Source organism: Bradyrhizobium sp. UFLA05-153 (genome assembly GCF_054185185.1).
In genome coordinates this window covers 1-24,771 of sequence record NZ_JBBIAM010000103.1, presented here as the reverse complement: position 1 = coordinate 24,771, position 24,771 = coordinate 1, and the positions used below count along the sequence as shown (strand labels likewise).

The 24,771-nt window shown below is 63.2% G+C and carries 22 protein-coding genes and 2 pseudogenes; 8 read left to right on the top strand and 16 right to left on the bottom strand.

What is annotated here, in order from left to right:
* Positions 1 to 296 precede the first annotated feature (296 nt).
* Positions 297 to 1,526 carry a prolipoprotein diacylglyceryl transferase gene (locus Q2941_RS38950; protein WP_458195811.1) on the top strand — a complete coding sequence of 410 codons (1,230 nt, stop codon included), beginning with the start codon at positions 297 to 299 and terminating at the stop codon, positions 1,524 to 1,526.
* Positions 1,527 to 1,532: 6 nt separating this feature from the next.
* Here the strand turns inward: Q2941_RS38950 and Q2941_RS38945 are convergent, their stop codons facing one another.
* Complete coding sequence (locus Q2941_RS38945) at positions 1,533 to 2,267, bottom strand: NUDIX hydrolase (RefSeq protein ID WP_027520995.1); 735 nt, start codon at positions 2,265 to 2,267, stop codon at positions 1,533 to 1,535.
* 94 nt (positions 2,268 to 2,361) lie between these two features.
* On the opposite strand from Q2941_RS38945, the gene Q2941_RS38940 reads away from it, so the two are divergent.
* A complete protein-coding gene (locus Q2941_RS38940; protein ID WP_458195810.1) occupies positions 2,362 to 3,408 on the top strand; it encodes an SPFH domain-containing protein in 1,047 nt (348 codons plus the stop codon).
* Positions 3,392 to 4,327, top strand: a complete 936-nt coding sequence (locus Q2941_RS38935) for a diacylglycerol kinase catalytic domain-containing protein (protein ID WP_458195809.1) — start codon at positions 3,392 to 3,394, stop codon at positions 4,325 to 4,327. Before Q2941_RS38940 ends, Q2941_RS38935 begins: the two co-directional genes overlap by 17 nt.
* Before the next feature lies 1 nt (position 4,328).
* Here Q2941_RS38935 and Q2941_RS38930 read toward each other — a convergent pair whose 3' ends face one another.
* The 8 genes from Q2941_RS38930 to Q2941_RS38895 all read right to left on the bottom strand — a co-directional run bounded on the left by Q2941_RS38930 (position 4,329) and on the right by Q2941_RS38895 (position 13,902).
* Positions 4,329 to 5,156 carry a 3-oxoadipate:acetyl-CoA acetyltransferase gene (locus Q2941_RS38930; protein ID WP_027520998.1) on the bottom strand — a complete coding sequence of 276 codons (828 nt, stop codon included), beginning with the start codon at positions 5,154 to 5,156 and terminating at the stop codon, positions 4,329 to 4,331.
* A gap of 195 nt (positions 5,157 to 5,351) precedes the next feature.
* On the bottom strand, positions 5,352 to 6,749 hold the full coding sequence (locus tag Q2941_RS38925; protein ID WP_027520999.1) for an MFS transporter: 1,398 nt from the start codon (positions 6,747 to 6,749) through the stop codon (positions 5,352 to 5,354).
* Positions 6,750 to 7,066: 317 nt separating this feature from the next.
* A complete protein-coding gene (locus Q2941_RS38920) occupies positions 7,067 to 7,528 on the bottom strand; it encodes a lipid-binding SYLF domain-containing protein (protein ID WP_027521000.1) in 462 nt (153 codons plus the stop codon).
* Positions 7,512 to 8,426 carry a DUF2950 domain-containing protein gene (locus Q2941_RS38915; RefSeq protein WP_027521001.1) on the bottom strand — a complete coding sequence of 305 codons (915 nt, stop codon included), beginning with the start codon at positions 8,424 to 8,426 and terminating at the stop codon, positions 7,512 to 7,514. The genes Q2941_RS38920 and Q2941_RS38915 overlap by 17 nt, the downstream gene beginning before the upstream one ends.
* Positions 8,423 to 10,135 carry a DUF3300 domain-containing protein gene (locus Q2941_RS38910; RefSeq protein ID WP_458195808.1) on the bottom strand — a complete coding sequence of 571 codons (1,713 nt, stop codon included), beginning with the start codon at positions 10,133 to 10,135 and terminating at the stop codon, positions 8,423 to 8,425. Before Q2941_RS38910 ends, Q2941_RS38915 begins: the two co-directional genes overlap by 4 nt.
* A gap of 118 nt (positions 10,136 to 10,253) precedes the next feature.
* Positions 10,254 to 12,146, bottom strand: a complete 1,893-nt coding sequence (locus tag Q2941_RS38905; RefSeq protein WP_027521003.1) for a sensor histidine kinase — start codon at positions 12,144 to 12,146, stop codon at positions 10,254 to 10,256.
* Positions 12,147 to 12,239: 93 nt separating this feature from the next.
* On the bottom strand, positions 12,240 to 13,472 hold the full coding sequence (locus Q2941_RS38900) for an HlyD family secretion protein (RefSeq protein ID WP_458195807.1): 1,233 nt from the start codon (positions 13,470 to 13,472) through the stop codon (positions 12,240 to 12,242).
* On the bottom strand, positions 13,465 to 13,902 hold the full coding sequence (locus Q2941_RS38895) for a hypothetical protein (RefSeq protein ID WP_458195815.1): 438 nt from the start codon (positions 13,900 to 13,902) through the stop codon (positions 13,465 to 13,467). Before Q2941_RS38895 ends, Q2941_RS38900 begins: the two co-directional genes overlap by 8 nt.
* 180 nt (positions 13,903 to 14,082) lie before the next feature.
* On the opposite strand from Q2941_RS38895, the gene Q2941_RS38890 reads away from it, so the two are divergent.
* Together Q2941_RS38890 and Q2941_RS38885 are read left to right on the top strand one after the other, a co-directional pair.
* Positions 14,083 to 14,538, top strand: a complete 456-nt coding sequence (locus tag Q2941_RS38890; RefSeq protein ID WP_458195806.1) for a hypothetical protein — start codon at positions 14,083 to 14,085, stop codon at positions 14,536 to 14,538.
* A gap of 43 nt (positions 14,539 to 14,581) precedes the next feature.
* Positions 14,582 to 15,288, top strand: a pseudogene (locus Q2941_RS38885) (polyphosphate kinase 2 family protein).
* A gap of 42 nt (positions 15,289 to 15,330) precedes the next feature.
* Here Q2941_RS38885 and Q2941_RS38880 read toward each other — a convergent pair.
* From Q2941_RS38880 to Q2941_RS38860, 5 genes and pseudogenes are all read right to left on the bottom strand, one after another.
* On the bottom strand, positions 15,331 to 15,822 hold the full coding sequence (locus tag Q2941_RS38880; protein ID WP_458195805.1) for a hypothetical protein: 492 nt from the start codon (positions 15,820 to 15,822) through the stop codon (positions 15,331 to 15,333).
* 174 nt (positions 15,823 to 15,996) lie between these two features.
* On the bottom strand, positions 15,997 to 16,431 hold the full coding sequence (locus Q2941_RS38875) for a hypothetical protein (protein WP_254113141.1): 435 nt from the start codon (positions 16,429 to 16,431) through the stop codon (positions 15,997 to 15,999).
* A gap of 109 nt (positions 16,432 to 16,540) precedes the next feature.
* Positions 16,541 to 19,294 (bottom strand): decarboxylase, encoded by a 2,754-nt coding sequence (locus Q2941_RS38870; protein WP_254113142.1) that lies wholly within the window; start codon positions 19,292 to 19,294, stop codon positions 16,541 to 16,543.
* Between the two features lie 175 nt (positions 19,295 to 19,469).
* A complete protein-coding gene (locus Q2941_RS38865) occupies positions 19,470 to 21,179 on the bottom strand; it encodes a SulP family inorganic anion transporter (RefSeq protein WP_458195804.1) in 1,710 nt (569 codons plus the stop codon).
* Between the two features lie 92 nt (positions 21,180 to 21,271).
* Positions 21,272 to 21,382, bottom strand: a pseudogene (locus Q2941_RS38860) (DUF1275 domain-containing protein); the annotation flags it as partial.
* A gap of 138 nt (positions 21,383 to 21,520) precedes the next feature.
* Between Q2941_RS38860 and Q2941_RS38855 the strand changes: the two are divergent.
* Genes Q2941_RS38855 through Q2941_RS38845 form a run of 3 tightly spaced genes read left to right on the top strand, consistent with a single transcriptional unit; the run spans position 21,521 to position 23,377 of the window.
* Positions 21,521 to 21,856 (top strand): hypothetical protein, encoded by a 336-nt coding sequence (locus Q2941_RS38855; protein WP_458195803.1) that lies wholly within the window; start codon positions 21,521 to 21,523, stop codon positions 21,854 to 21,856.
* 19 nt (positions 21,857 to 21,875) lie between these two features.
* Positions 21,876 to 22,763 (top strand): alpha/beta hydrolase family protein, encoded by an 888-nt coding sequence (locus Q2941_RS38850; RefSeq protein ID WP_458195802.1) that lies wholly within the window; start codon positions 21,876 to 21,878, stop codon positions 22,761 to 22,763.
* 29 nt (positions 22,764 to 22,792) lie between these two features.
* Positions 22,793 to 23,377, top strand: a complete 585-nt coding sequence (locus Q2941_RS38845; RefSeq protein WP_458195801.1) for an invasion associated locus B family protein — start codon at positions 22,793 to 22,795, stop codon at positions 23,375 to 23,377.
* 18 nt (positions 23,378 to 23,395) lie between these two features.
* Here Q2941_RS38845 and Q2941_RS38840 read toward each other — a convergent pair whose 3' ends face one another.
* Together Q2941_RS38840 and Q2941_RS38835 are read right to left on the bottom strand one after the other, a co-directional pair.
* Entirely contained in the window at positions 23,396 to 23,770 is a 375-nt protein-coding gene (locus Q2941_RS38840) for a response regulator transcription factor (RefSeq protein WP_027521016.1), read from the bottom strand.
* A 139-nt stretch (positions 23,771 to 23,909) separates the two neighbouring features.
* Positions 23,910 to 24,542 (bottom strand): response regulator transcription factor, encoded by a 633-nt coding sequence (locus Q2941_RS38835; RefSeq protein WP_458195800.1) that lies wholly within the window; start codon positions 24,540 to 24,542, stop codon positions 23,910 to 23,912.
* Positions 24,543 to 24,771 lie beyond the last annotated feature (229 nt).

The following is a 24,771-nucleotide window of genomic DNA, read 5'->3' as shown; positions in this document are numbered from 1 at the left end:
CATCAGCGCGCGATTTGACAGTCCCGCGCGTCGCGGGCAACTCTTGCTCGTTTCGAGAATCACTGATGTCTCACGCCGAGTATGCTCCCAAACAGCTCCCAGTCCTCACGAGACTGGCGATAGCGCTGCGCCGGATCCCGGCGGTTGAATTTGCATTCGCGAAGTTCAAGTCGCTGCTGCGCGGCCGAAAGAACGACGAACCGGTTGTCAGCGAGTTTCAGGCTCCGGCTGCGGACGTCACGAAGGACGATGGCGCGCCCGGCGCGGTCGAGGCGGAAGCGGTTGAACCCGACGCCGTGCAGGCGGCTTCCGATGGAACCGCGACCGCTGCGGCCGAGCCCGCCGAGACTGACGCTGTCGAAGCTCGGGAGATCGAGGCTCCCGCGACTGATGTCGCCGAGAGCGCAACCGCGGAGGCTGGCGCTTCCGAGCTCAATGCAGATGAGCCGGCCACGACAAGCGTATGCGATGTCGTCTCCCCTGCAATGGCGTCCGACGATCTCTCCCAGAGTGAGATCGAGGCCGTTGAAAGCGACGATCTCCCCGTTGAGGCCGAGATAGTTGAAATCGAGTCTCCTCAGACGCCCCTTGCCGCAAGCGCCGAGGCTGGGAAGATGGAGGCTCCTGCGACTGACGTCGCTGAGACCGCAACCGCGGAGGCTGACATCGCGGCGATCGACGCAGATGAGTCGGTCACGACTAGCGTATGCGATGTTGCCCCCCCTGCAATGGCGTCCGACGACCTCTCCCAGAGTGAGATCGAGGCCGTTGAAAGCGATGATCTCCCCGTTGAGGCCGCGACAGCTGAAATCGAGTCTGCTCAGACGCCTCTTGTCGCAATCGCCGAGGCCGGCGCGGCTGAGGCCGAGAAAGTCGAAACCGTCGCGCGTGACGCCGACGACGTTGCGGCTCATGTCGCGCCATCAGGGGATTCATCCGAGGCCGTTGTTGCCGAGACCGATGTTCTCCCGCTCGCTTGCGCCGAGACGGATATGATCGAGGTCGACGCAATTGAGACGGCGCCTTTTGAAATCAAGACCGAGAGCGAGGCCGCTCAGCCCGATGCGATTGACCCCGAGGCGGTCGAGACTGCTCCCCCTCTCATCGAAACCTTCGAGACCGGTGCGGTTGATCCCGATGCCGCGGAGACTTTCGCAGCCATCGCTGTCGAGGCCGACGTGGTCGAGGTCGAGCTCGTCGAGGCCGACACCATCGAAACGGCCCCAGTCGAGGCGGTCACCGCCAAAGCCGACATCGCCCCGGCCGCCGTCGCGAAATCCGACGATCTCTGTGATCGCGAGACGCTTATTCGCCGGCGCTGGAAGGAGACCGGAAGCAGGATGTGGCATGGCGCCGGGCAGTCCGTGCTGTGCATTCAAGGTCGCATCGCCCTGCTGCCGCCGAAGCCTGGCGAGACGATGCCGGGCTACGACAGGCTAGAGTTCAGGCTGATCGACGGCCTCATCGTCTGCGAAGGGTTTGTCGTCGATCCGCCGGAACCGGCGAGACCTAGCCAGTTCGTGTAAGGTCGCTCACTCCGGCGGATTGAACGTGCGGACGAAATACACCGGCTCCCTGCCCTTCTTCAGGCGATAGAGCTGCGCCGGCCGGTTCGGGCCGCGCCGCATCTTGGCGATCGGCTCGATCATGTCGGCTGAGAGAATCCGCGTGCGGAAGGCGCTCTTTTCCAAGGGACGGTCGAGCACGATCTCGTAGACCCGCTGGAGATCGGGCAGCGTGAATTCCGCCGGCATCAGGTAGGCCGGCAGCGAAGTGTATTCGACCTTGTTGCGCAGGCGCTCGACTGCAGCCGTGAGGATCTCGCCGTGGTCGAAGGCGAGCTTCGGCTTGATCTTGCCCGCGACGACTGGAAACCATTGCGCGTCAGGTGCGAGCGCGGCCCGGCCCGCCTCCTCCGGCATCAGCGCGAAATAGGCGTGCGTCGCCGACCAGCCGCGCGGGTCGCGTCCAGCACTGCCCCAGCTTCCGAGCTGCTCGAGATAGGGGCTGGTCACGCCGGTCTTCTCCTTCAGCTTGCGCACCGCGCAGGCCTCGAGATCGCGGTCTTTGGCGACATCGACGAAGCCGCCCGGCAGCGCGAAGGCGAGCGGGAACGGCTCGCCAGCGCCGGCCGGCCGCTGCACCAGGAGGACGTGCAGGCCCTCGTTCCGGATCGCAAAGATCACCACGTCGACCGTGGCCAGCGGCCGCGGGAAATCCAATTGTCCCGAATTCTCAGTGCCTTGGGCTTGATCTTTCTGCGCCATTGCGACCTCCCCTCTTTTGTCGCTTGACAGTAACCGACTTAGTTGTACAGTGCAACTTAATTAGTTGCTCAACCCAACTTATTAGGAGAGGACCATGTTCGGCGTCAGGTTCATCAAGGCCCAGCCCACCACCTATCTCATGAAGTACCGTGCCGGCACCGTGGTCGCCGAGGGGGCGGGACTATCCGCGTTCTACTACGCGCCGGCCACCTCGCTCGTCGCCGTCCCCATCGGCAGCCGCGACGCCTCCTTCATCTTCCAGCAGATCGCGCGCGACTTTCAGACCCTCACCGTCCAGGGCCACGTCACCTATCGCGTCAGCGAGCCGAAGAAGGCGGCTTCGATGCTCGACTTCACGCTGAAGAGCGACGGCAAGACCTATGAGACGGACGATCCGGAAAAGCTGCCGCAGCGCATCCTCGGCACCGTCGAGGTGCTGGCCCAGCAGGCGGTGAAGGAGCTGACGCTGAGAGAGGCGCTTCAGGCCTCCGACCGCATCGCCGACATCATCGCAGGTGGCTTGCGGGCCCGCGCCGACATCGCCTCCCTCGGCCTCGAAATCCTCGGCGTCTCCATCCGCGGCATCAAGCCGACGCCGGACACCGCCAAGGCGCTGGAGGCCGAAGCGCGCGAAGCGATCCTGAAGAACGCCGACGAAGCGATCTTCGCCCGCCGCAATTTTGCGGTCGAGCAGGAGCGCGCCATCCGCGAGAGCGAGCTCGACACCGAGATCGCGGTCGAGCAGAAGAAGCGCTCGATCCGCGAGACGCAGATGGACGCGGAAGCCAGCGTCGCCGCCAAGAAGAACGAGCTGCGCCAGGCCGGCATGGTCGCGGACATCGCCCTCGAAGGCAAGCGCAAGGACTTCGTCGGGCTCAACGCCGAAAACACCCGCACGCTGGCCGATGCCGAAGCCTATCGCGTCGGTGCGCTGATGAAGATTTTCGAGGGCGTCGACACCCGCGTGATCCAGGCGCTCGCCTCTGCCGGCATGCAGCCGGGCCAGCTCATCGCGCAGGCCTTCACCGGCATTGCCGAGAAGGCCGAGAAGATCGGCCAGCTCAACGTCTCGCCGGACCTGCTCAGCCAGTTGATGGAAAAGCCCAAGATGGCGGAGGCCACCAATGCCCGCCGGCAATGACCGCAAGATCGTGCTGGTGACGCGCAAGACCAGGCTGGAGGACCTAGTCGCGCGTTACCTGACCGCGGCGCAGGCGCGCTTCTATGTCGAGCATCTCGGCGCGGACTTCTCCGACTATGAGCGCGAGCACGAGGTCTATCGCACGCAGCAGCACCTCTCTTTGCGGGTGCTGGAACAATGGGGCCGCTACCAGGTGATCGAGCGCAGCTTCCTGCCGAACTTCATCTTCGCGCCCTCCGACATCGTGGTCGCGCTCGGCCAGGACGGCGTCGTCGCCAACACCATGAAATATCTCGACGGCCATCCGCTGATCGGGCTCAACCCGGACCCCGCGCGTTACGACGGCATCCTCCTGCCCTTTGCGCCGCGCGACCTCGCAAAGCTCCTGCCCGAGGTCGCTGCCGACAAGCGCGACAGCCAGGCGGTGACGATGGCAGAGGCGCGGCTCTCCGACGGCCAGGTCCTCCATGCCGTGAACGACCTCTTCATTGGTGCCCGCACGCACACCTCCGCGATCTACGAGATTGCGACCGGCGAGACGAAGGAGCGGCAATCCTCGAGCGGGCTGATCGTCTCGACCGGGCTCGGCTCGACAGCCTGGTTCAAGAGCATCGTCACCGGCTCGCTCGCGATCGCCGGCCAGTTCGGCCAGCCCTCTGAACCTGTGGCTTACGACGCCCTGCCCTGGGACGCGCCGGAGCTGCGCTTTGCCGTGCGCGAGCCCTTCCCCAGCCGCAACTCGCAAGTGGGTCTCGTCTGCGGCCGTCTCGCCTCCGCAGAACAATTGCGCATCCGCTCGCTGATGCCGGAAAACGGCGTCATCTTCAGCGACGGTATCGAAGCCGATCGGCTGGAGTTCAACGCCGGCGCAGAGGTCGCGATCGGGATTGCGGCGCGACGGGGACGGCTGATCGTGTGACTTACCTCGCGATCCGCAGCGCCGATCTTGCCTCCGCCGGTGTAGCGACGCGTCGGCCGTGGCGAACAACCGCCTCACAAGCGAAAGTCACGAGCTCCGCGTTGCTCTTCGCCAGACGGTTCTTGTCGATCCTGATGTTGTCCTCGAGCCCGGTGCGAACCGCGTCGGCGCCCCGCGACAGCGCCCAGCCCATGACCTCGGCTTGATGACGGCCGATCCCTGCCGCGGTCCACGTCGATTTCGGCATCAGCCGCTTGAGTTCCGCCAGAAGGATGTCGAGCACGTGCTCGTCCGCCGGCATCGCGTTCTTGACACCCATGACGAACTGCACGTGGGGATGCTCGTCGATCAGTCCCGCCTCGATCAGGCGGCGCGCGCCATGGAGGTGCGAGAGATCGAAGATCTCGATTTCGGGGCGGATCCCGCCTGCCTTCATACCGGTGGCGAGATGCTCGACCAGAGCGGCGCTGTTCTCGTAGACGATGGTCGGAAAGTTCACCGATCCGGTCGAGAGAGACGCCATGTCCGGCTTCAGATAGAGCGCCGACCCGCGCGCCGACGGATCGCGGCCGCGCCCTCCGGTCGAGAACTGAACGATCATCCCCGGACAATGCTTCCTGATGCCCTCCTGCACCTCTGCAAAGCGCTGCGGATCGGAGGACGGCGTTTCGTCGTCGTTGCGAACGTGAATATGCGCCAGCGTCGCGCCGGCCTCGAAGGCCGCATGCGTCGACTCGATCTGCTCGGACGGCACGATCGGCACTGCCGGGTTGTCCTTCTTGCGCGGAACGGAACCGGTGATTGCGACAGCAACAACAACGGGATTCATCTCTCAACTCCTTGGCAGGCGATATGCCGTCCGGCGCACGCCGGTGAAATTCGACATCGTGCGTCACGGGACTTCCGTGAAGCCTGCCGCTGCTGGCCTGTCTGGCCGCAGCGGCAGTCGTTTCTCTCATATGCGGGAGGACGGCGATATGCGAGATGTTTGCATCATCATCGCGTGACCTCTCTTCCCTGGCCGTCAGGTCGGAACGGCCGCGGCCCCGTTCGCGGTCTCCGCGCGCCTGCGCTCATAGTCCGCCCTTGGCATCGGAACGGCATCCGGCTTGCCGAGATCGTCAAGGCCGATCCGGTATGTCTCCCTGGCAGTCACCGCTGCGAGGGCGGCAATCACCGTGATGCCAAAGGCGATCGCGCCCACCGTGACCGGGATGTTGGCCGAGCCGGGAGGCGCCACGGTCGCAAACAAAGCGGGAAGCAGCGCGGTGATGGTCGTGCCGATATTTTGCGAGATCGCCATCGCCGAAACCCGGGTGCGCGTCGGAAACAGCTCGGGATAGAAGCTCGGGAAGATCGCGTTGTAGCCCTGATAGACCACACCCCACATCAACAGCGACAACAGGATCGCCAATGGCACGTTCCTGATGCTGATTGCGTAGAGGTAGCCGAATGCGAGCAGGCCGGAGCAGAGCGCGCCGACGATGATCGGAGGCTTGCGGCCGATCTTGTCGGACAGATTACCGACGAAGGGAATGACGAACACCGCCAGCATGTTTCCGAGGACCGGAATCCAGAGATAGACGTCCTTCGCAAAACCGATACCGTAGGCTGACTGGACTGCATAGGCCGCGCCGAAAATCGTCGTGACGACCGGAATGACATTCATCAGCGCCATGCAGATGACCCTGAGCATGTCCTTCCAGTTCAGCTTGATGGCCTGAATGATCGGAGCCCGCGGGGTTTCTCCGCGCTCATCCTCCCTGGCAAAGGCAGGTGTCTCGTCGACCTCGCGGCGGATGATGTAGCCCGCGACGATGACGAAGAAGCTGAGCAGGAAGGGTATCCGCCAACCCCAGCTGTTGAAGGCTTCGGTTGGCATGTAGGCCGCGAGCGGCAGAAAGACCGCCGCCGCAAGGATCTGTCCGGCCTGCACGCCCTGGAGCGTGAAGCTCGCATAGAATCCGCGCCGCCCGAATGGCGCATGCTCAAGGATCATCGAGCTTGCGCCGGAGATCTCGCCGGCAACGGCAAAACCCTGCACGAGACGTAAGGTGACGAGCAGGATCGGCGCCCAGATGCCGACCTGCTGGTATGTCGGCAGGATGCCGACGGCCATCGTCGAGATGCCCATCAGGAACATGCAGACGATGAGAACTGTTTTGCGGCCATGGGTATCGCCCCAGTGCCCGAGAACGAAGGCACCGATCGGGCGGGCCACATATCCGACACCGTACGTTGCGAGGGATGCGACGATGGCAACGGTCGGATTGTCCGACGGAAAAAAGATCTGCGGGAAGATCAGCGACGCTGCCGTCGCGTAGATAAAGAAGTCATAATATTCAAGCGCCGATCCAATCCAGCCGCTCGCAGCAGCCTTCTTGGACTGACCCATGTCGTGGATCGCTCGAGCCGTGGTCATGTGCAAGTTTCCTCCGACCTGTTTGCTGGCGTCCCGTGAGCGGGCTTCATGGATATGTTGGGCAGCACTGTCCGATCGCGCGGCGGGCTTTCCGCTTGCGTTTATCGACTGCCGGGACGTGTCTGGTTCGCTGCAACAATAGGCTTTCGGCGGGCTAACACAATTACCCAGTTATGCGATAAACCTAACATCATGTTATTCGCAGCCGACGCGCGGTCCGGGCGGCGAATGCGCGTCAGACGTTCCTTCAGGCGTTCAATTTGAACGCCTGCTTCCGATGCTCAATGGAATCCGGATGGGGCGTATTCAGGCCCGGCTCATTTCATGGAGATCGTGATCGCGCTGAGGTTGGCGGCGACTTCCATCCCGGCCTTCGGACCTTGCAGCACGATCGTCACGCCCTTCTCGTTGCGCAAATGGACGCCGTTGACGCCGCCGACCAGTGCGAAGCCGCCGCCGACCGAGCTGTAGGTGCCGGTGAAATCCTTGACCTCACGGATGCCGGAGGCCCAGCCATCCAGGCGGCTGATCGTGGCTCCGGCCGTGATTCCAAGGCTGAGACCGGACACGCTGAACGGATAGTTGCGGCCCCGCCAGGTCAGCACGCCGCGGCCGGTGCCGCCGCCGATCAAGAGGCCCGCTTTCACGATCTTGACGCGGACGTGGCCGGCTGCCTGTGCAAAGGACGGCGTCGCCGGCATGACGAAGGCGAGCAATATCGTTGCCGCCAGACAACACAGGAAGGAGCGCCGCGTTATCCTCTCATTGTTTTGCGGCATCCACTTTCTTCCAGGTCTGGTCCGGATTGAACAAGATCATGCGGCTGGCAATGCTTTCGGTGCGCGGACCGAGATCCTTCTGGTAGACGGTCCCGCCGTGATTGACCACGAAGGTCATGACGCCGGAATTGCCGTACTCGGCGGGATAGGCGACGAGCGCATAGCCGCCGATCATCTTGCCTTTGACGACATAGTCGAGGCTGCCGCCGGCGGCGTTGGGACCCTGCCCCTTGAGGATCCTGAAATAGTAGCCGTGATAGGGCGCGCCCTGCCCGTCCACCTTGTAGCCCTCGCGCGAGGCTTCCGCCACAAATTCGCCGAGCGGGCTTGGGTCACTATCGTCGCGCCAGAACAGCCCATCCTTCTTGCCGGGCGTCGAGACGATGCGTTGCGCATAGACGCCGACGCCTTCGCCGCGGTCTTTCTCGGCGTAGTCGTTCTGGGCATCGACATAGGCGAGCGCGGCCTGGATCGCATCGAGCTCGTTGCGGCCGATGCGGCGATAGAGCACCTCGATCCGCCCCTGGTCCACGTCGAATTCCCAGCCCGTCTTGGAGTTGACCAAAGGAATCGGGAACGGAAAATCGTCCGGGCCGAGCATCAGCGTGGCCTTCTTGTTGCCCTCCGCCTTGATCGCATGCTTGGCGTCGTACATCGACGTGAAGCGTTGACGAATGTCGGCGTCGGCAACCTCGTCACCGGAGGAGACGATGTCGTCGGCGTTCCTGCCGAGCACTTTCAGGATATCGCTCGGTCCGCTCTTCACAGCCGCGGCGAGCGCTGCGGCTGCATCCTCCGGAGTCGGATACGCTTGCTGCGCTTGCGATGGCAAGCTGAACAATGCGAGCGTCATGACGGCCGGCAAGGCCGCGCGTTGAAGCGCATTCAGACCGATCATGGCGTCACCTCCGCAGGGATTTTTGCGCCGCCGGCGAGCCAATCGCTGTACGTGCGGAATTTCAGACCGAGCTTTTCGTAGTAGACGCGCAAGTACCCGTCGTTGCCGCGGGTCACCGCGTCCGGCATCACGCTCTCGACCTCCTGCGCCATGACGCCGACATAGGCCTTATGGCTGCCGAGATAGCTGAAGCGGTAGTAGCCGAGGCCATTGGCGAGATGACCGAGCAGCACGATGTCGTGCTTCAGCGCGATGTCCGAACGTCGGCCACCGCCGCCACCGCGCCCGCCTCCACCAAATCCGCCTCCTCCACCGCCGCGCATCGCCATTCCGCCACCACCGCCGCGCCCGGCGAAGCCACCGCCGCCGCCACGGGGCATGCTCGCCATGCTCGAGCGCCCGCGTGCCGATGCTGCGGCAGCCGCGCGCCCGGACGAGACGTTCATGGCGCCACCGCGATTGCCGCCACCGCCGCGGTTGACATTTGCGGCGCGATTGCCCGCGCTGGCGCCGCCGCGGTTGGCGGCCTTGGCGCGGTCGCCACCGCCCTTCGCGCCAGCGCGATCGCCGCCACCTTTGGCACGGTCCGCGCCGCCCTTGGCGCGATCGCCGGCGCCCGCGCGATCTCCACCACGATCACCTGCGCGATCGCCGCTGCGATCTCCCGCTCGATCGCCTGCGCGGTCCCCTGCACGATCGCCCGCACGATCTCCTGCACGATCTCCGGCGCCTGGCCGATCCTGTCCGGGCTTCAGTACCTGCTGGCCATCGCGGCCGCGGAAATCCATCCGGTCGGCCGCGCCGGCCTTGATGTTGGTGTTGCCGAAGCGCTGCTGCACGTTCACGTTATTGTAGCGCACGCCCTGGCGATGCGCCGGATTGTGCTGCCAGCCGTTTGCGATGTTGGTGGTCCGGTGATTGACGTAGACGTTGCGGTTGCCCCAGTTGCAGCCGCCGCCCCAGTAGTTGCCCCAGCGTCCGATCGCCCAGGCGGTACCGAAAGCGAGACCCGCCGCCACCACGCCTGCGCCGATATACGAAGGATATCCAAAGTAGTACGGCGGATATTCGGCGTAAGGCCACGCGCCGTAGACGGTCGCCGGCTCGTAATAGGGCACGTACATCGTACCGGCCTCGGCCGGCTCGATGACGATCACCTGCTTGTTTTCCTGGGTCTGGACGCTGACCTTTTGCTGCTTGGTCGTGACCAACATCTTGTTGTCATAGGCCTTGTTGCGCAGGCGCTGGATCGCATCCATCACGTCCGGCTGCTGCGCGAGAAAGGCGTCGCCGAGGTTCTTGGTCCATTCGAGCTTGTCGCTCATCATGGTCAGGACATCGGCCGTGCTGGCGAGCGCCTTGACGCTGTCGTCCCAGGATTGCTTCTCGACCTCTGCCTTCAGCGCGTCGCCCTTGACGTTCTTGCGCTCCTTCAGCCAGCGATCGGCCTGCACGACCTCCAGCGGATATGTCGATGCCGCCAGCACGTTGGCGAGCAGCTCGTCCGGATAGAGCGCGATCGGCGCGACCAGCGCCTCGAGCTGCTCTGGCTTCAACAGCTCCGCGGCCGGCTGTGCCTGACTTGCTGGCGGCGCCTGACTTGCTGGCGGCGCCGACGTGCTCGGGGCGGCCGGGGTCTGCGCCGATGCGGCGACGGGCATCGCCATCATCAGCGCAAGCGCGATCAGGATCTTGCCGCAGCGAAACATTGCACGCCCTCCCTTGGCATTTCGGCAGGGAGCATCGGGCCGGGACGAATGCGTTCTTTGACGAAGATCAAAGAAAGCGGATGCCCGATTGTTGCGGCGCGAAGGTCCTGCGACCGATCTAGCGCGTGAGCGGCAGTTTGATCGTAAGCAGCGCACCACCCGACAGCCTGTTCTCCGCGATGATCTGTCCGCGATGGGCCTCGATGATGGTCTTGGCGATGGCGAGACCCATGCCCATGCCTTGCGGCTTGGTGGTGAAGAAGGGATCGAAGACGTTCTTGAGATCGCCGGCGGCTATGCCGGGTCCGCTGTCGCCGATCCTGATTTCTGCGAAGGAGCCGGACAGCGCCGTCGTGACGGTCACCTCCCGCATCTTCGCCTCCGCCTCGGAGATCGCGTCGATCGCATTGATGATCAGGTTGAGAATGACCTGCTGAAGCTGGACCGGATCGCCCCTGACGCGCAGCGCGCTAGCGACGGGTGTGAACTTCAGGGCGATCTTGTGCCGGTCGGTCACGGCGGTCAGAAATCCGATCGCCTCGCCGACGGTTTCGTTCAGATCGATATCGGCGATCTCGAACGGTGTCTTCTTCAACACGCTGCGCAGCCTGCGGATCACTTCGCTGGCCCGCTGATCGTCGCGCCTGATGTCGGCAAGGATCTCCCTGATCTCGTCGAGATTGGGGGAAGCCCCCTTCAGCATAAGCTCGGCCGTCTCGGCGTTGGTGAGGATAGAGCCAAGCGGCTGGTTCAATTCATGCGCGATCGACGTCGTCAGCTCGCCGGCCGCCGCGTAGCGGTTGACGTGCGCGAGCTCCGCCAGGCGCTGACGCGACTCGACCTCCGCGACGCGGCGACGCCAGCGCTCATGAAGCAGGCCGCTGATCAGGCCGGCCTGCACCAGGATCACCGCTGCGATCAGCGCCATCTGCCAGCGATATATCTCCCAAACGCTCGGCTCGCGAAACAGGACCTCACTGCCAGGAGGTAGACTGCTTTCGCTGATGCCCCAGCGCTGCATCTCACGCCAGTCATATCGAGGTGGCACAAATTGGAGCGTTTCGATCTTGATGTTGCCCGGCTTCTCGCCACCGAGGATACGGATAGCAACGTCGACCGTCTTCCGGCTGGTTGCGGCCGTTGAATGCATGGGGCCACCGACGGTCTGGCCATCGAAGAAGGCATCCTGATAGGAAAAGATGGGCGCATTGGCGACAGCTCGCAATTGGCGCAAGGCGATGTCGCCTTCATGCGTGACGCCTGCCCCGTCGACCGACATCAGGCCCCAGAACAAGACCGTGTGCGGCGCAAGCGATGAGGCGCGCTTGAGGATGTCCCGGAACGAAAGCCCCGAATACCAATCAAACGACACCCTGTTTTCGAACGGCTTCGCATCCTTCTTGATCTCCTCAAGCCAGAACTTCTCAACGGGAGAGGCCCCCAGCACGACGGCGATCGTCTGCGTGGCGGGCAGGACATGAAGGATGCCGGCAAAAATTGCCTGAAAGTCATTGTGGATCGAGATAACCGTGTCGTTGTCGGTCAGTCCCGTGCGATCGACCAGGCGCTGCTCGACCGCAGTCAGGACCATCGGTGTGGCGGGGAAAAGCTGCTTGCGGTACTTCTGGGCGAATCTTGCCGCAGGCGCCCCGACGCTGACGACGATATCCGGCGGACAACTCTCGTAGAGCGAGCGCAGATAATCGACGAAGGGCTCTTCAGGACCTGGATTGTTGAACCGCGCCGTCAGAAGCGTGTGCTCCTGAATGTCCAGCGGCCACGGCGCCTGCCGCTCGAGATCGGCCTTGATGGCCCGCGCGAACTCGCTCCACGGACGAAATTCCCGTCCGAAGGAATGCAGCAGCAGCACGCGCTTGGGCTGGCCCTGATCGGCAGCCCTCGCCGGTCCGAGCCCGGCAAGGGCCAAGACCAGCACGCACAGACAGAGCCGTGCGGCCGCCGCCCGCCAGCCCCGCCTGACCGCAGCAACGATCGGGATGCGCCCGCTCATCCTCTTCCTCAGCAGCTTCGCCCGGCTGCACCTTGATCTCATTCTAGCGCAAAACGGGCGACGGCCAACGGCTTTGCCGAGCCCTCCTCGGTGTCAGTGGCCGCTCAGCACGAGCGTCTTGATCGGCAGCAGCAGCGCCTGGATCCGCAGCAGCAGCGCGTGCACGAGGCCGACGCCGTCGACGACGTGCAGCGCGATGGCCCGGCCGGTGCTGGTGTCCTTTGCGGAAATCTCCTCGTGATTGCTGGTATAGGCGTTAACGAGGCAGCTACTCCCCGGTGTCACGCCTTCGAGGCCCCCTTTGTAGAGCGGCTCCAGGAACACGAGGATCGTGCCGGGCTTCACGGCGTTTTGCGCTTCGAGCAGCTGCTCCCCGGCGCGGAACTGTCCGGCTGCGATGTAGTCCTGCACCGTCGTGACCACCATCGGAACGATGACCCATGGCCTGGATATGCAGGTCGCTTCCGCCACCATGCCTTCCTTCATGACGCCCGCCTCGATCTGACCGAAGCCGGCCTGAAGCACCTTTCTGCCGGCGCCTTCCGGAATCAGCACACCCGCCGGCCGCATCAACTGATTGACGACATCACCAACGCGAAGCAGGAATTGCTCGACCCGGCCATCGACCCCGGCGCGGACGATCGTCTTGTCGAGATCGACCTGGGCCTGCTCGAGAACGGCTTGAGCGCTCGCTTTCTGGGCCGGCAGGAGTGTCGACACCTGCAAGGCGGCCGACTCCTTCACGGCGGTCGCCGCATCGATGCCGGCCTGCCGTTGATCGACCAGCACCTGGAGCTTTTCGATGTCCCGTTGCGGCACGATGCCGGGGTTGCGGCGCTGCAATTCGGATTTGGTGTCGAGCTCGTCCTTGGCTTGCTGATAGTTGGCCTTGGCTTCCTGGATCTGGGCTTCGGCCTTAATGACATCGGACTGCGCCGTCGTCATTGCGGCATCGACCTCCGCGACCTTCCGCCGGGCGGTCTCGTAGGCGGCCTGTTGCTTGGAGCTGTCCAGCGTGAACAGCACGTCACCCTTCTTCACGTCCTGGCTGAAGCCGACCTTGACCTCCGCAACCCGCCCCGATCCTTCGGGCAGGATGGGCACGGTGCGGAAATAAAGCGTCGCCGAGTCGGTCGCCGGGTGGAAATAGAAGATCATGGTGATCAGCGACACCGTGAGCATCAGGCAACCCGTGATGCCCCATCGCAACTCGTACCAGACCGAGAAGAACGTGATCTCCTTGCCGAAGCGCTTGCCCTGGACATAGCGGCGGTAGAGATAGTCCGGCACGATGGTGAGGAGCGAGCAGAACATGAGCTCAAACATGGCTGTGCTCCTTCTCCTTCGCGACGCTGGACTTGTCTGCCGGCGGCGGGCTGACCGCCGCATCGCCGGTTTGTGAGGTCGATGTGGTCTCGCCGGCCTCTCCCGGCGTCGCATCGGCGATCTTTTCGACGGAGTCGGCGATGCTGCGCAGCGGCGTGCCGAAATCGGGGATGTCGATCAGCGCAAGCAACAGGCCCGCCACCCAGAAGATATGCATATGCGTGAACAGCGAGATCAGGCCGAGCACCGCGACGAATTCGAATTGCAGCTTCTGCGATTTGTGCGCCATCCGCTCGGGCATGCTATGCAGCTTCCAATACAGCGTGCCGACCCAGAGCACGGTGCCAATCAGGAATATCCCCATCACCACCATCAGCGGGTCGACCCCGCTTCCAGGCGCGAGAAAGAACGGCAGATGGTGCGGAGCCATCGGATGAAGCTGGTCGTTCAATGGTCTCTCCCAATCTGGAGCGGAGTTGCGCATCGCGTTGCGGCCACTCTGACTACCCCAGTGTGGATTTTGCTTGATTTGAATCAAGGGAAGGCTTGCCGCCGCGCCTAGCTTTCCGCGAACGCCGAACTGCCAACACCCAATCAGGAGCCGTCAGCCATGCCCGGCCTCGATGATCTCATTCCCAGTGCCACGCAGATCCGCAAAGAAGCAGCCCTCAAGGAGGCCCAGAAGGCCGAGGAATATGCCCGCCTCGCCGCCGCCGCCGAGGCCGAAAAGCACGCCCTGATCGAGCGGCTGACCAAGCCGTCCGGCAAGACCGAGGAAGAGAAGGTCAAGCTCGCCTCGACCATCATCCAGCGTGCGGTGCGAAACGGCATGACCGAGGTCCAGGTCTATCGCTTCCCCAACACGCTGTGCACCGACAAGGGCCGCGCCATCAACCAGCGGGAAAAGGGCTGGGAGAACACGCTGACCGGCATCCCCAAGGAGATCTTCCAGCTCTGGACCGACCACCTGAAGCCGCGCGGCTATCGCATCGCCTACCAGATCATCGATTTTCCCGGCGGCGTCCCCGGCGATATCGGCGTCACCATCTCCTGGGGAGACGATTGACGGCCATTCGGCCGCATTCGAGCGCAACAGCGAAAGGACAGGCATGGCCAAGGATGATGAGTCCGACAAACGAATGAAGCGCAAGGAATACGAGAAGGAGCTCGAAAAGCTCCAGGTCGATCTTTGCCATCTCCAGGACTATGTGAGGGAGAAGAAGCTCCGGGTGATCGTCCTGTTCCTGTCTCTTATACACATCGATGTGTATAAGAGACAGACATGGAGCAGTTCCCCGCCGGTGGCGAGATTGTGATCTTCGACCGCAGCTGGTACAACCGCGCCGGCGTCGAATATGTGATGGGCTTCTGTACGCCCGCCGAGCACGATCGATTTCTCGGCCTGTGCCCCCAGATGGAAAAATACGTCATCGAAGGTGGCATCATCCTCGTCAAGATCTGGCTCGAGGTCGGGATGGACGAGCAGGAGCGCCGATTCAGGGCCCGCATCGACGATCCGGTGCGGCAGTGGAAACTGAGCCCGATGGATCTGGAATCCTACCGGCGCTGGTATGACTACTCGCGAGCCCGCGACCTGATGCTCAGGAAGACCAGCACGAAGCATGCGCCCTGGCACATCATCCGCTCGGACGACAAGCGGCGAGCGCGGCTGAACTGCATCGCGCACCTGCTCGAGGCAATCCCCTACAAGCGCGTCAAGAAAGACAAGATCAGGCTGCCACCGCGCTCGGACAAGGGCCGTTACAACGATCAGGCCAGCCTGCGCGGGCTGAAATTCGTCCAGGAGCGCTATTGAGCGGAACAGGCCGCGCGGTGGCGGCCTGATCAGTCCTTTGTCTCAATAGTTATACGGATATTGCTGCGGGCAGACCCAACTGCCGTAGGAGTCTTGATAGCAGCCGTTGTTGTTGTAGTTGTTGTAATAGCCGTAGGCACCATACGCACCGGCCGCTGCGGCTCCGACAGCAGCGGCGCCATAAGCGGGTCCGCGCCAGCCATAGCCATAGCCCGGACGACCGGGATAGCCGGCGATCGGACGCCCCGGATAACCCGGCCGGCCTGCGATCGGACGACCGGCTATCGGATGGCTCGGACGCACGCCTCCGGCGACGCGATAGCCGCCACCGCCAATACGTCCGGCATGAACGGCGCCGCCCCGGTACCCACCAGCTGCGAAACCGCCTGCGCGCATACCACCGCCGTGGAAACCGCCACCGCCGCCGCGGAAGCCGCCACCACCGCCGCCCCGGCGCGCGAAGGCATCGTCTGGAACGAGGCAGGTCGTGAGAAGAACGAGCGCCGCAAGAGCAGCGAGAAGATAACGAAGCATGGCGTCTCCTCCATTGATTGGGGTGCCGTCGTTCGCTCTTCGATGATGCCGCGCGACAAGCGACCAGCACCTGACGTTACCGTCGGGTGCTGGTCGTGCTAGAACTTGACCTAGATCAACGGAACCGAAGCATTTGGACAAAACGCAGTGTTCCGTCAGGCTGCGATCACCAAACTACTTCAGCCGAATGGTGACTCCACCGACCGCAGCCGACACTTCGGCACCGACCTTCGGCCCGGTGAGTTGCAGGATCACGCCATTGGCGTTTTGCAGCTGAACGGCACCGGCGCCCGCGGCAACCGCGCCGCCCGCTCCACCCGCCGCATATGAGCCCTCGATGGACGCTGGCCCCTTGAGATTGAGTGCTCGTCCGACAAATTTTGTCGTCGAGGCGCCAATCGTGAAGCCTACGCTCATGCCCGATACCGTGAATGGATAACTCTTTCCGCGCAAGGTCAGCACACCCTCGCCACCGCCGACCCCGACGATCAGCCCGCCTTTGGTGAAGACGACTGCGACCTGGCCGGTCTCGGCCCGTGATGGCGTGCTGAAACCGGCAACGCCTGCGAGCAAGGCGACCAGGGCGGCGCGGATGGCAAGTTTTTTCATGACTTTGGTTTCCCCTTTGGTTTTGACGTCGGACTGTTAAGCCAGGATCATCGCGAAATAGCCGAACACGGTGAGCAAAATGCCCGAGACGGCACGTCCCCTGTTCATCTCAAGAGGCGGCCTTCAGCTTCGGCTGAGCGCCGGGCTTGGGCCGACCGATCTTCGCCAAGGCCTCGGTGCGCACGAGCTTCAGCCCTTCCTTCGCGTCGTAGCCGTGGATCTCCTTCACATCGAGCTTGCGCATGAAGTCGATGGTCTCCTGTGTGATGACCTGCCCCGGCACCATGATCGGGAAGCCCGGCGGATACGGGATCACGAAATTGGCGGAGACGAGCTCGGGCCCCGCCTTCAGTCGCCGGTCGATCTCTGGATCGTTGAGGCGAATGTGTTCACAACCCGCCGCGTCATAGGCCGAATAGAATCCACTGCGGATGTCGCCTTCGTTGGTCTTGCTACCGGCATCACCGCGGAACGCGGGATGGAAATGCGAGAAGTTCGGCAGGTCGGGCACATCCTTCATCAGGCTGTTGACCCGGGCCTCGAACGTCTTCCTCGCGTTAGCACCGCCCTGCGCCAGGCCGCGATCGACCTCGCCAGCGATCTCGGCGAGGACGCGGATGAGATGCGCGACGTCGCTGCGGGTGTTGTTGATGTTGGACTGGACAAGGACCGAGTTGCGCGAAGTCTTGTTGACCTGGATGTTGTACTCGTTGGCGAGGATGCCCTTGAACTGGGTGCCGTCGTAACCCGCCATGCCGCACACCAGCGTCATGCGGGTTGGATCGAGGCAGAACTCGTCCTCGTCGAGGCTCTTGAGCGTATTCACCCAGTTCACGCCGGCTGAAAGATAGTCGGTGAAGCCGCTCTGGCGGTATTGCGCCGGCACCATGACGTCAGCGCCGAGGATCCGGAAGTATTTTGAGATCAACGGATTGTTGTTGACGGCCTGGCGGATCGCGAATGCGATCTCCATCGCGTTGGCGACGAGACCATAGCCCTCCAGCTCCATCTGGCGCCGCGATATGTCGAGGCTGGCAATGAGCTGCTGGTTGGGGCTGGTCGACGCATGCGTGAACACGGCCTCCTTGAATTGCTGCTCGACCGTGTGGAATTCGACGTCCTTGACCGAGAGCATGGAGCCTTGACGGATCGCGGACATCGACTTGTGGGTCGAATTCGTCTGGTAGACGCGCAGTCGGATCTGGCGCGGATCGGGGATGAGCCGGGTCTTGAGCAGAACCTCGTCCGACGGGTTCTTGCCGAGCTCCGCCTGCTGCTTCTCATAGGCCGCGACCGACTTCGGGTCGTGCATCCACGCCTCGATCTCGTTGGCGGCGCCCATCGCGGTGCGCCGCCGCAGGAACGGCGAGAACCGCGCAAAACCGAACCAGGCTTCGTCCCACAGGAAGATCAGGTCCGGCTTGATGGCGAGGCATTCCTCCATCACGCGGCGGGTGTTGTAGATGTGGCCGTCGAAGGTGCAGTTGGTCAGATCAAGCATCTTGACGCGATCAAGCCGCCCGTCGGCCTTGGCGCCCAACAGCGCTTGCTTGATCGTCTTCAGCGGCACCGCGCCATACATCGAATATTCCGTCATCGGGAAGGCTTCGACATAGAGCGGCTGGGCGCCGGCAAGCACCATTCCATAGTGGTGCGACTTGTGGCAGTTGCGGTCGACGATGGCGATATCGCCGGGCGCGAGCAGCGCCTGCACCGCCATCTTGTTGGAGGTCGAGGTGCCGTTGGTGACGAAGAAGACGCGGTCAGCTCCGAGCGCCCTCGCCGCCTTCTCCTGCGCCTTCTTGATGTTGCCCGTCGGCTCCAGCATGCTGTCCAGGCCGCCGGTGGTCGCGCTGCTCTCGGCCAGGAACAGGTTCGGGCCGTAGAACTCGCCCATGTCGCGGATCCAGTCGGACTTGAAGATGGACTTGCCGCGGGCGATCGGCAGCGCGTGGAACGTGCCGATCGGGCGCTGTGCGTATTTCTTGAGATTGTCGAAGAACGGTGTGTCGTAGCGATCCTGGATGCCTTCGAGAATCGACAGATGCAGCTCGAGGAGCTCCTCGATGGAGTAGAAGATCCGGCGGACCACGTTGGCTTCGGGGTTGCCGGCCATTTCCTCAACATCGCGGTTGGACATCAGATAGATGTCGAGCTCGGGCCGCACCCGCTTGATGATATGGGCGAGCCGGAGTGCATCCGCGTCGGATTCATCGTTGAGACCGGCCGCGGCCGTGATGGAGCGGAGGATCGGCGCATTGTGGCGCGAGCGCAGGCCGAAGCCCTCGTTGATGACGACGGCCGCGATGTTGGGATTGAGCATGCTAGCGCAGAACGCGTCTTCGAGACTGCCGACGATGACCGGCTCATAGACGAACGAATCGACCGGGCGACGCAGCTTGCGCCATTCGGCGGCGAGCGCCGGCCATTGGCTGGACGAGAGGCCCGTGACGATCAAAGTCTCGAAATACGGCCGCCGCGCCGCGTGCGATCCGAAGGTGGGCGGCACCAGATCCGGCGCGTCCCCGTTGCCCTCGTCCTTGAGATTCCAGTCGCCGGCGTGCTGACGGAACGACCTTGTCGTCAGCGCCTGTGTGATCCGTGTTGCATGGGCCAGTGACGTTGCCGCATCGCCCGCTGAAGCGGCCTCCCGCAATGCTGCCATCAGCTGAAGGCCGGGGTAGCCGTGAAACTCCTCAGTCACCGACAGATCGGCGAGCGCTGCATCATATTTCGCGCGATCGCCGCCACGGGTCCATGCCTTCGCAGCCTCCACCAGATCGCGCCAGTCGTCCGCCCGCGCTCCGGGTCCGGAAAAGAACTGATCAATGCGCTTTTGCGCAAGCTTCGTGTCCTTGGACATGTGTCTCTCCCGATCCCAGCGGCAAAGGTGACGCGGGATCGTGGGTGCAGCGCGGAGTGCTCCATTGATCCAAGTCAACGGTCATCTGCGATGTAATGAAGCCTTTGACTGCGCAGGCGTCGTCCCTTCGCAATGCAACACAGTTTCGGCGAACGATAAGGAAGCAGTCGGGAGATCAGAGCGCTCTTTTGGCAACATCGGGCTGCCCCTCGCCGAGAACGCTGTCGAGCGAGCGCAGCCACTGGCCGCTGTCGGTCTTCTCCGCCAGCCCTTCGGCCCGCAACAGGTCGCGCAACTGCGCATGTGCCCCGACGATGCAGAAAGCGACCCGCCGTGTCGCGAGCTCGTCATAGAGATCGCGCAACATGCGCGCGCCGGCGAGGTCAATATAGGGGGATGCCGAGAGATCGCATGCGACCAGCCGGATGTCAGGCGACCTCTTGAGCGCGATCAGGACCGTATCGAGGATCGTCTCGGCATTGATGTAGAGCAGCGAAGCTTCGGGCCGGAACGCGATGACACCGACGAGGGGCTCGACACCTTGATGCCTCGCGCTGTCGGAGTAACGGCCGCTGCCGGGCAGCCGGCCGAGGAACGCCACGTTCGGCTGCGAGGCACGCGCCAGCAGCAGGAAGATCGAGGCAATCGATGCCAGCAGGACGCCTTGCAGGATGCCGAGCAGCAGCACTGATACAAGGGCAATCGCCGCAGCGTAGAAGTCGATCCGGCTGACCTGCCACATCCGCAGCAGCGCGCGGACGTCCACCAGCTTGTAGACGGCGGCAAAGACGATGGCCGCGAGCACGGCCTTAGGTAGGTTGGTCAACAGCCCCGTGAAGAACAGCAGACACAGGCCAAGCGTCACCGAGCAGATGATCAACGCCAGCGGCGTCCGCGCGCCCGCGTTGTCATTGACGGCGGATTGCGACAGGCCGCCGGCGACGGGATAGCCGTGACCGAAAGCTGCGGCGAGGTTGGCAGCACCCAGCCCCAAGAATTCCTGCCGCACGTCGAGGGGATAACCGTGCTTGGCAGCAAAGCTGCGCGCCGCTGAAACGCCTTCGATGTAGGCCAGCAACACGCATCCTGCCGCGAGCGGAAAGAGGTCGTCGAATTCCAGAAGACCAAATGTCGGCACCCCAATTGCAGGTAGCCCCTCGGGAATCTTGCCGGTCACGGGGACGCCATGGGACGCAAAGCCGAGGAGTGTCGCAACCGCGATCGACAGCGCCACGATGGTGATACCGACCGGCCGTCCCGGCAGAAAGCGCTCGCCAAGCAGGAGGAGCAAAAGCGCAACCGCGCCGATCGCCAGAATGAGCAGATTGATCCCGCCAAGCTGGCCGGCAAGCTTGATGACGCGGTCGAAAAAGTTGTGGCCGCCGCCGGCAACGCCGAGCAGGCTCGGCAACTGGCTCATGATGATGGTGAGCCCGGCTCCGGCCTTGAAGCCGACGAGGATGCTGTCGCTGACCAGGCGGACGAGAACGCTGAGCTTGAACAGCCACGCGATGAAGCACAAGACCGCCACCGCGAACGCCGACAAACTCGCGATCTGCGCATATCGCACCGCGTCCCCACCGGCGAGCACACCGACGGTGCCGGCAATCATCAGCGAGATCGCCGAGGTCGGGCCGACCGCGAGCTGCCGCGACGAGCCGAGCAGCGCATAGCCAATGCCGCCGAGCAGATAGCCGTAGACACCGACCTGCGGCGGCAGGCCGGCCAACGCGGCATAGGCGAGCGAGACCGGAATGGCGTAAGCGGCGAGCGTGACGCCGGCGATCGCGTCCGAGGCCAGCCACTCGCCGCGATAGGCGGCGAGCCAGCCGGACGGCGGAAAGAACCGTATCCAGCCCGCGCGCGGCTCGGATGGTCCATTCATACGCGCACCTCCGATTGTCTGGCTTCGCAGCACAGCACTACGACCAAACGCGCGACCACGGGAACGCCGAGCGCGAGATTGGGAATTGTCTTGATCCAGGTATAGGCATCAATGTAGCCGCCCGCGAACGCGAGCAGCAGCACGATCTCGACGGTTTCATCGCGGCGTATCGACGAACCGGCGGCGATATTCAGAGCGCCCATGTCCGGGATATCGGCTGTCGCAAGTCGCACATGATGTCATAGGCAACGCCTTACCCTCAGCGAGGCTTGATCTGGATCAAGCATTCAGCCGCTTTTCGGGACTGACTTTCCGCAAACGCACCCGGGGGAAATGCGATCATGGAGACCATCAGGTGGATCATCTCCACCGCTCCGGAAATCTTTCTGCTGTTGGCGGTCGCGCTCGGGACGATTCTCGGCCGCATCAAGATCCGCGAATTTGCGATCGGCACCACGGCCTACCGCGTCACGATCGCCGCAGGTCTGACCGTCGGGTCGATCGAAGAGAAGATCGGAAGCCGAACCGTCCTCGAACGGATCGTCCGCAAGGGAAGCGACGTCAAACCGCAGCTCCAGACCGTGCTTGAGGCCGGCGACGATATCGTCCTCGCAGGCCGGTCCGCCACCATACTCGCCGCGGAGCCGATCATCGTCGCCTCCACTTTCGCGGGCTGAAGGAATGGAGAGCTGAGCCATGCGTCAGCAAACCCTACGAAGCCTGACAGCCCTGCTGCTGTTTGTGTGTGTCGGCCTGATTGCGCCGTCGCACGTCGTTGCGGCCGACGATCGTCCCATTCAGGAGGAGGTCTGGGCACTACCTCTGCAGCTTCCGATGTTCGCCTATGTCGTGCGTCCGGTAGGAGACGGCCCCTTCCCGCTCGTGATCATGAACCACGGCGTCTCACTCAACCCGACCGACCGCAGCTTCTTCCCGCTGGTGGAATTCCGCGATGCCGCCAAATGGTTTGCCAGGCGCGGCAACTTCGTGCTGGCCCCTGTCGGCACGGGATATGGCGCCTCCGCCATCGATATCCCTGAACGCGGGATCTACGGCCCGTTCTTCTCCAAGGTCGGCAAATGCACCCACCCGAACTTCCGTGATCCCGGGCTCGCGGTGGCGCAAGTCGACCTCTGGATCATCGACTATCTGGCCGCCGAAAAGCGCATCGTGCCGAAGGACGTCGTCGTCGTTGGGCAATCGGCCGGCGGTTGGGCGTCGATCGCGCTCTCAAGCTTCAATCCCCCGCAGGTGAAAGCCAATATCGTCTTTGCGGGAGGCCGCGGCGGCCGTGTTGGCGGCTTGCCGAATCACAATTGTGCGCCGGACAAGCTCGTCGCACAGACCGGCGAGTTCGGCCGCACCTCGCGCGTGCCGATGCTGTGGATCTATATCCAGAACGACACTTATTTCGGGCCGGTTCTGACGAAACGCATGCACGAAGCCTTCGTCGCTGCCGGAGGCAACGCCGAATACCACTTGATGCCGCCGTTCGGAAACGAAGGACACTTCTTCATCGGCTCGCCCGATGCGGTGCCGATCTGGTCTCCGCTGGTGACGAAGTTTCTCGACGCGCAGAAATAAACCGGACGCCCGAGGCTTGGAGGCGAACCATGTGCAACGCTCGTTATCGTGTCGCGGGGCTTTTGCTCGTCACCATGGCTGTCGCCACCACGACACTCGACACCGCGGCACCAAAGAGCGCACCAGCCAAAAAAACACCCGAAGCGCCAGCGCGCGGCCAGCGCGAGGCCAAGGACATCACCTACGGCGATTGGCAAAAACTCTGCTTCAAGGCAGGCGGCGCGCCGACGCTGTGCCGGACATCGATCACCGGAAAGTTTCCGACCGGGCAAATGGCGGTGCGGGTGGACCTGATCGAGCGCGACGGCGACCGCACGGCACGGCTGCAATTGTTCGTGCCGGTCGGTATGTACCTGCAACATCCGGCCAAGCTGACCGTCGACCAGGGCAGCCCTTATCAGGTGCCCTATAGCTGGTGCCTGACCAATGCCTGCATCGCCGCGGATGTCGCTGATCCCAAGATCATCAAGGAGATGGAAGGGGGAAAGACGCTAGTCCTCGAGATCGTCGATTCCAATCTTCTGGCGCTCACGACCTCGATGCCGCTGGCCCAATTCGCTTCGGTTCACAAGGGCGCACCGGCGAAGACGCTGGAGCAAGACATCGAGGAATGAACAGGCGCGAAAGCGACTCTAGATCCTGCTTTCGCCGGCGCGTTCGATCAGATCGACGAGTGATTGCGCCGCAAAGGGCTTGCTCAGGTAAGCCACGCATCCCGATGCGACCGCGGCCGAGCGCTTCCTCTCGCAGTCGTTTCCGGTGATATAGATCACGGGCGCCGAGACGCCCTTGTCTGCGATCCGCCGACGCAGGTCGATGCCGGATTGATCGGACAGATCAATGTCGATGATGATGCACATGGCGCTCTCGAACTCGGCATGATCGAGCAGCGCGGCCGCGGAGTCGAACAACAGCGTCGTAAACCCGTGCTCGCGCAGAAGCCGTTTGATGCTGATGCGCACTGACGCATCGTCGTCGACAATGAACACGGATCTGCGGGTCGGCACGAGCGTCGGGCCTTCTGGTGAATGAGGAGCCAACAAGCCAGGTAGGGCTGGTACGCTCCCATAGAGCACGTCGTCGTTCACATTTCATATTGTCCCTGGGTATAGGGTATCCGGCACAGCCCCGACGAACGGACCCCGACTAGTCGCTCCGATCGCCCTTGGGATCAAGCATCCCAAGGCGCTCCGCAATCGACACCAGTTCCGCAAGTGAATGGACCTGCATCTTTTCCATCACCTGATGCCGATGCGCCTTCACGGTGCGCTCGGTGGTTCCGAGCTCGTGAGCAACCTGTTTGTTGATCTTGCCGCGCACGATCAGATCGAACACCTGCCGCTCGCGGGGGGTCAGCGCGGCCACCAGCGCCTTGAGCGAGTCGAGCCTGCTGCGCTGGTTACGTGCGGCTTCATGCCGGGTCATTGCGCGCTCGATGGCGTCGATCAACTGCTCCGACGAGACGGGCTTGGTCAGAAAATCTTCGGCGCCAGCCTTGATGGCCCGCACGGTCGTTGCCGTGTCGGCGTGGCCGGTGAGGAAGACGATCGGCAGCACCGAGCCAAGCTCGATCAGACGGCGTTGCAGCTCCGGACCGCTCAGCCCCGGTATCTGCACGTCGAGCAGGACGCATCCCAGCCTGTCAGGGTCAGGTAATCGGTCGAGCAGCTCCTGCGCCGATGCGTATGTTGCGACATCATAGCCGGCTAGCTTCAGCCGGCGTTCGATCGCCGTCCGAAACGGAGCGTCGTCGTCGACCACGTGCACCAGCCCTGGCAAGTTCACCTCTTGACGCAGCGAGCGACATTCTCCGCCGCACTGAGACGCAAAGTCAGTCGGCGATCAAGTAACCCATATGGATGATACCGGGCACAGTGGACAATCCCTCGATAGAGCCGAGAGTATCAAAATGCACTCCCGCATCGCGTATATTCTCAATCCGTGCAAGATATTGCAGCGCCTGTCCTTTGGGACAATGGCCCTTGAGACAATGGCTGGAAATGTCGCC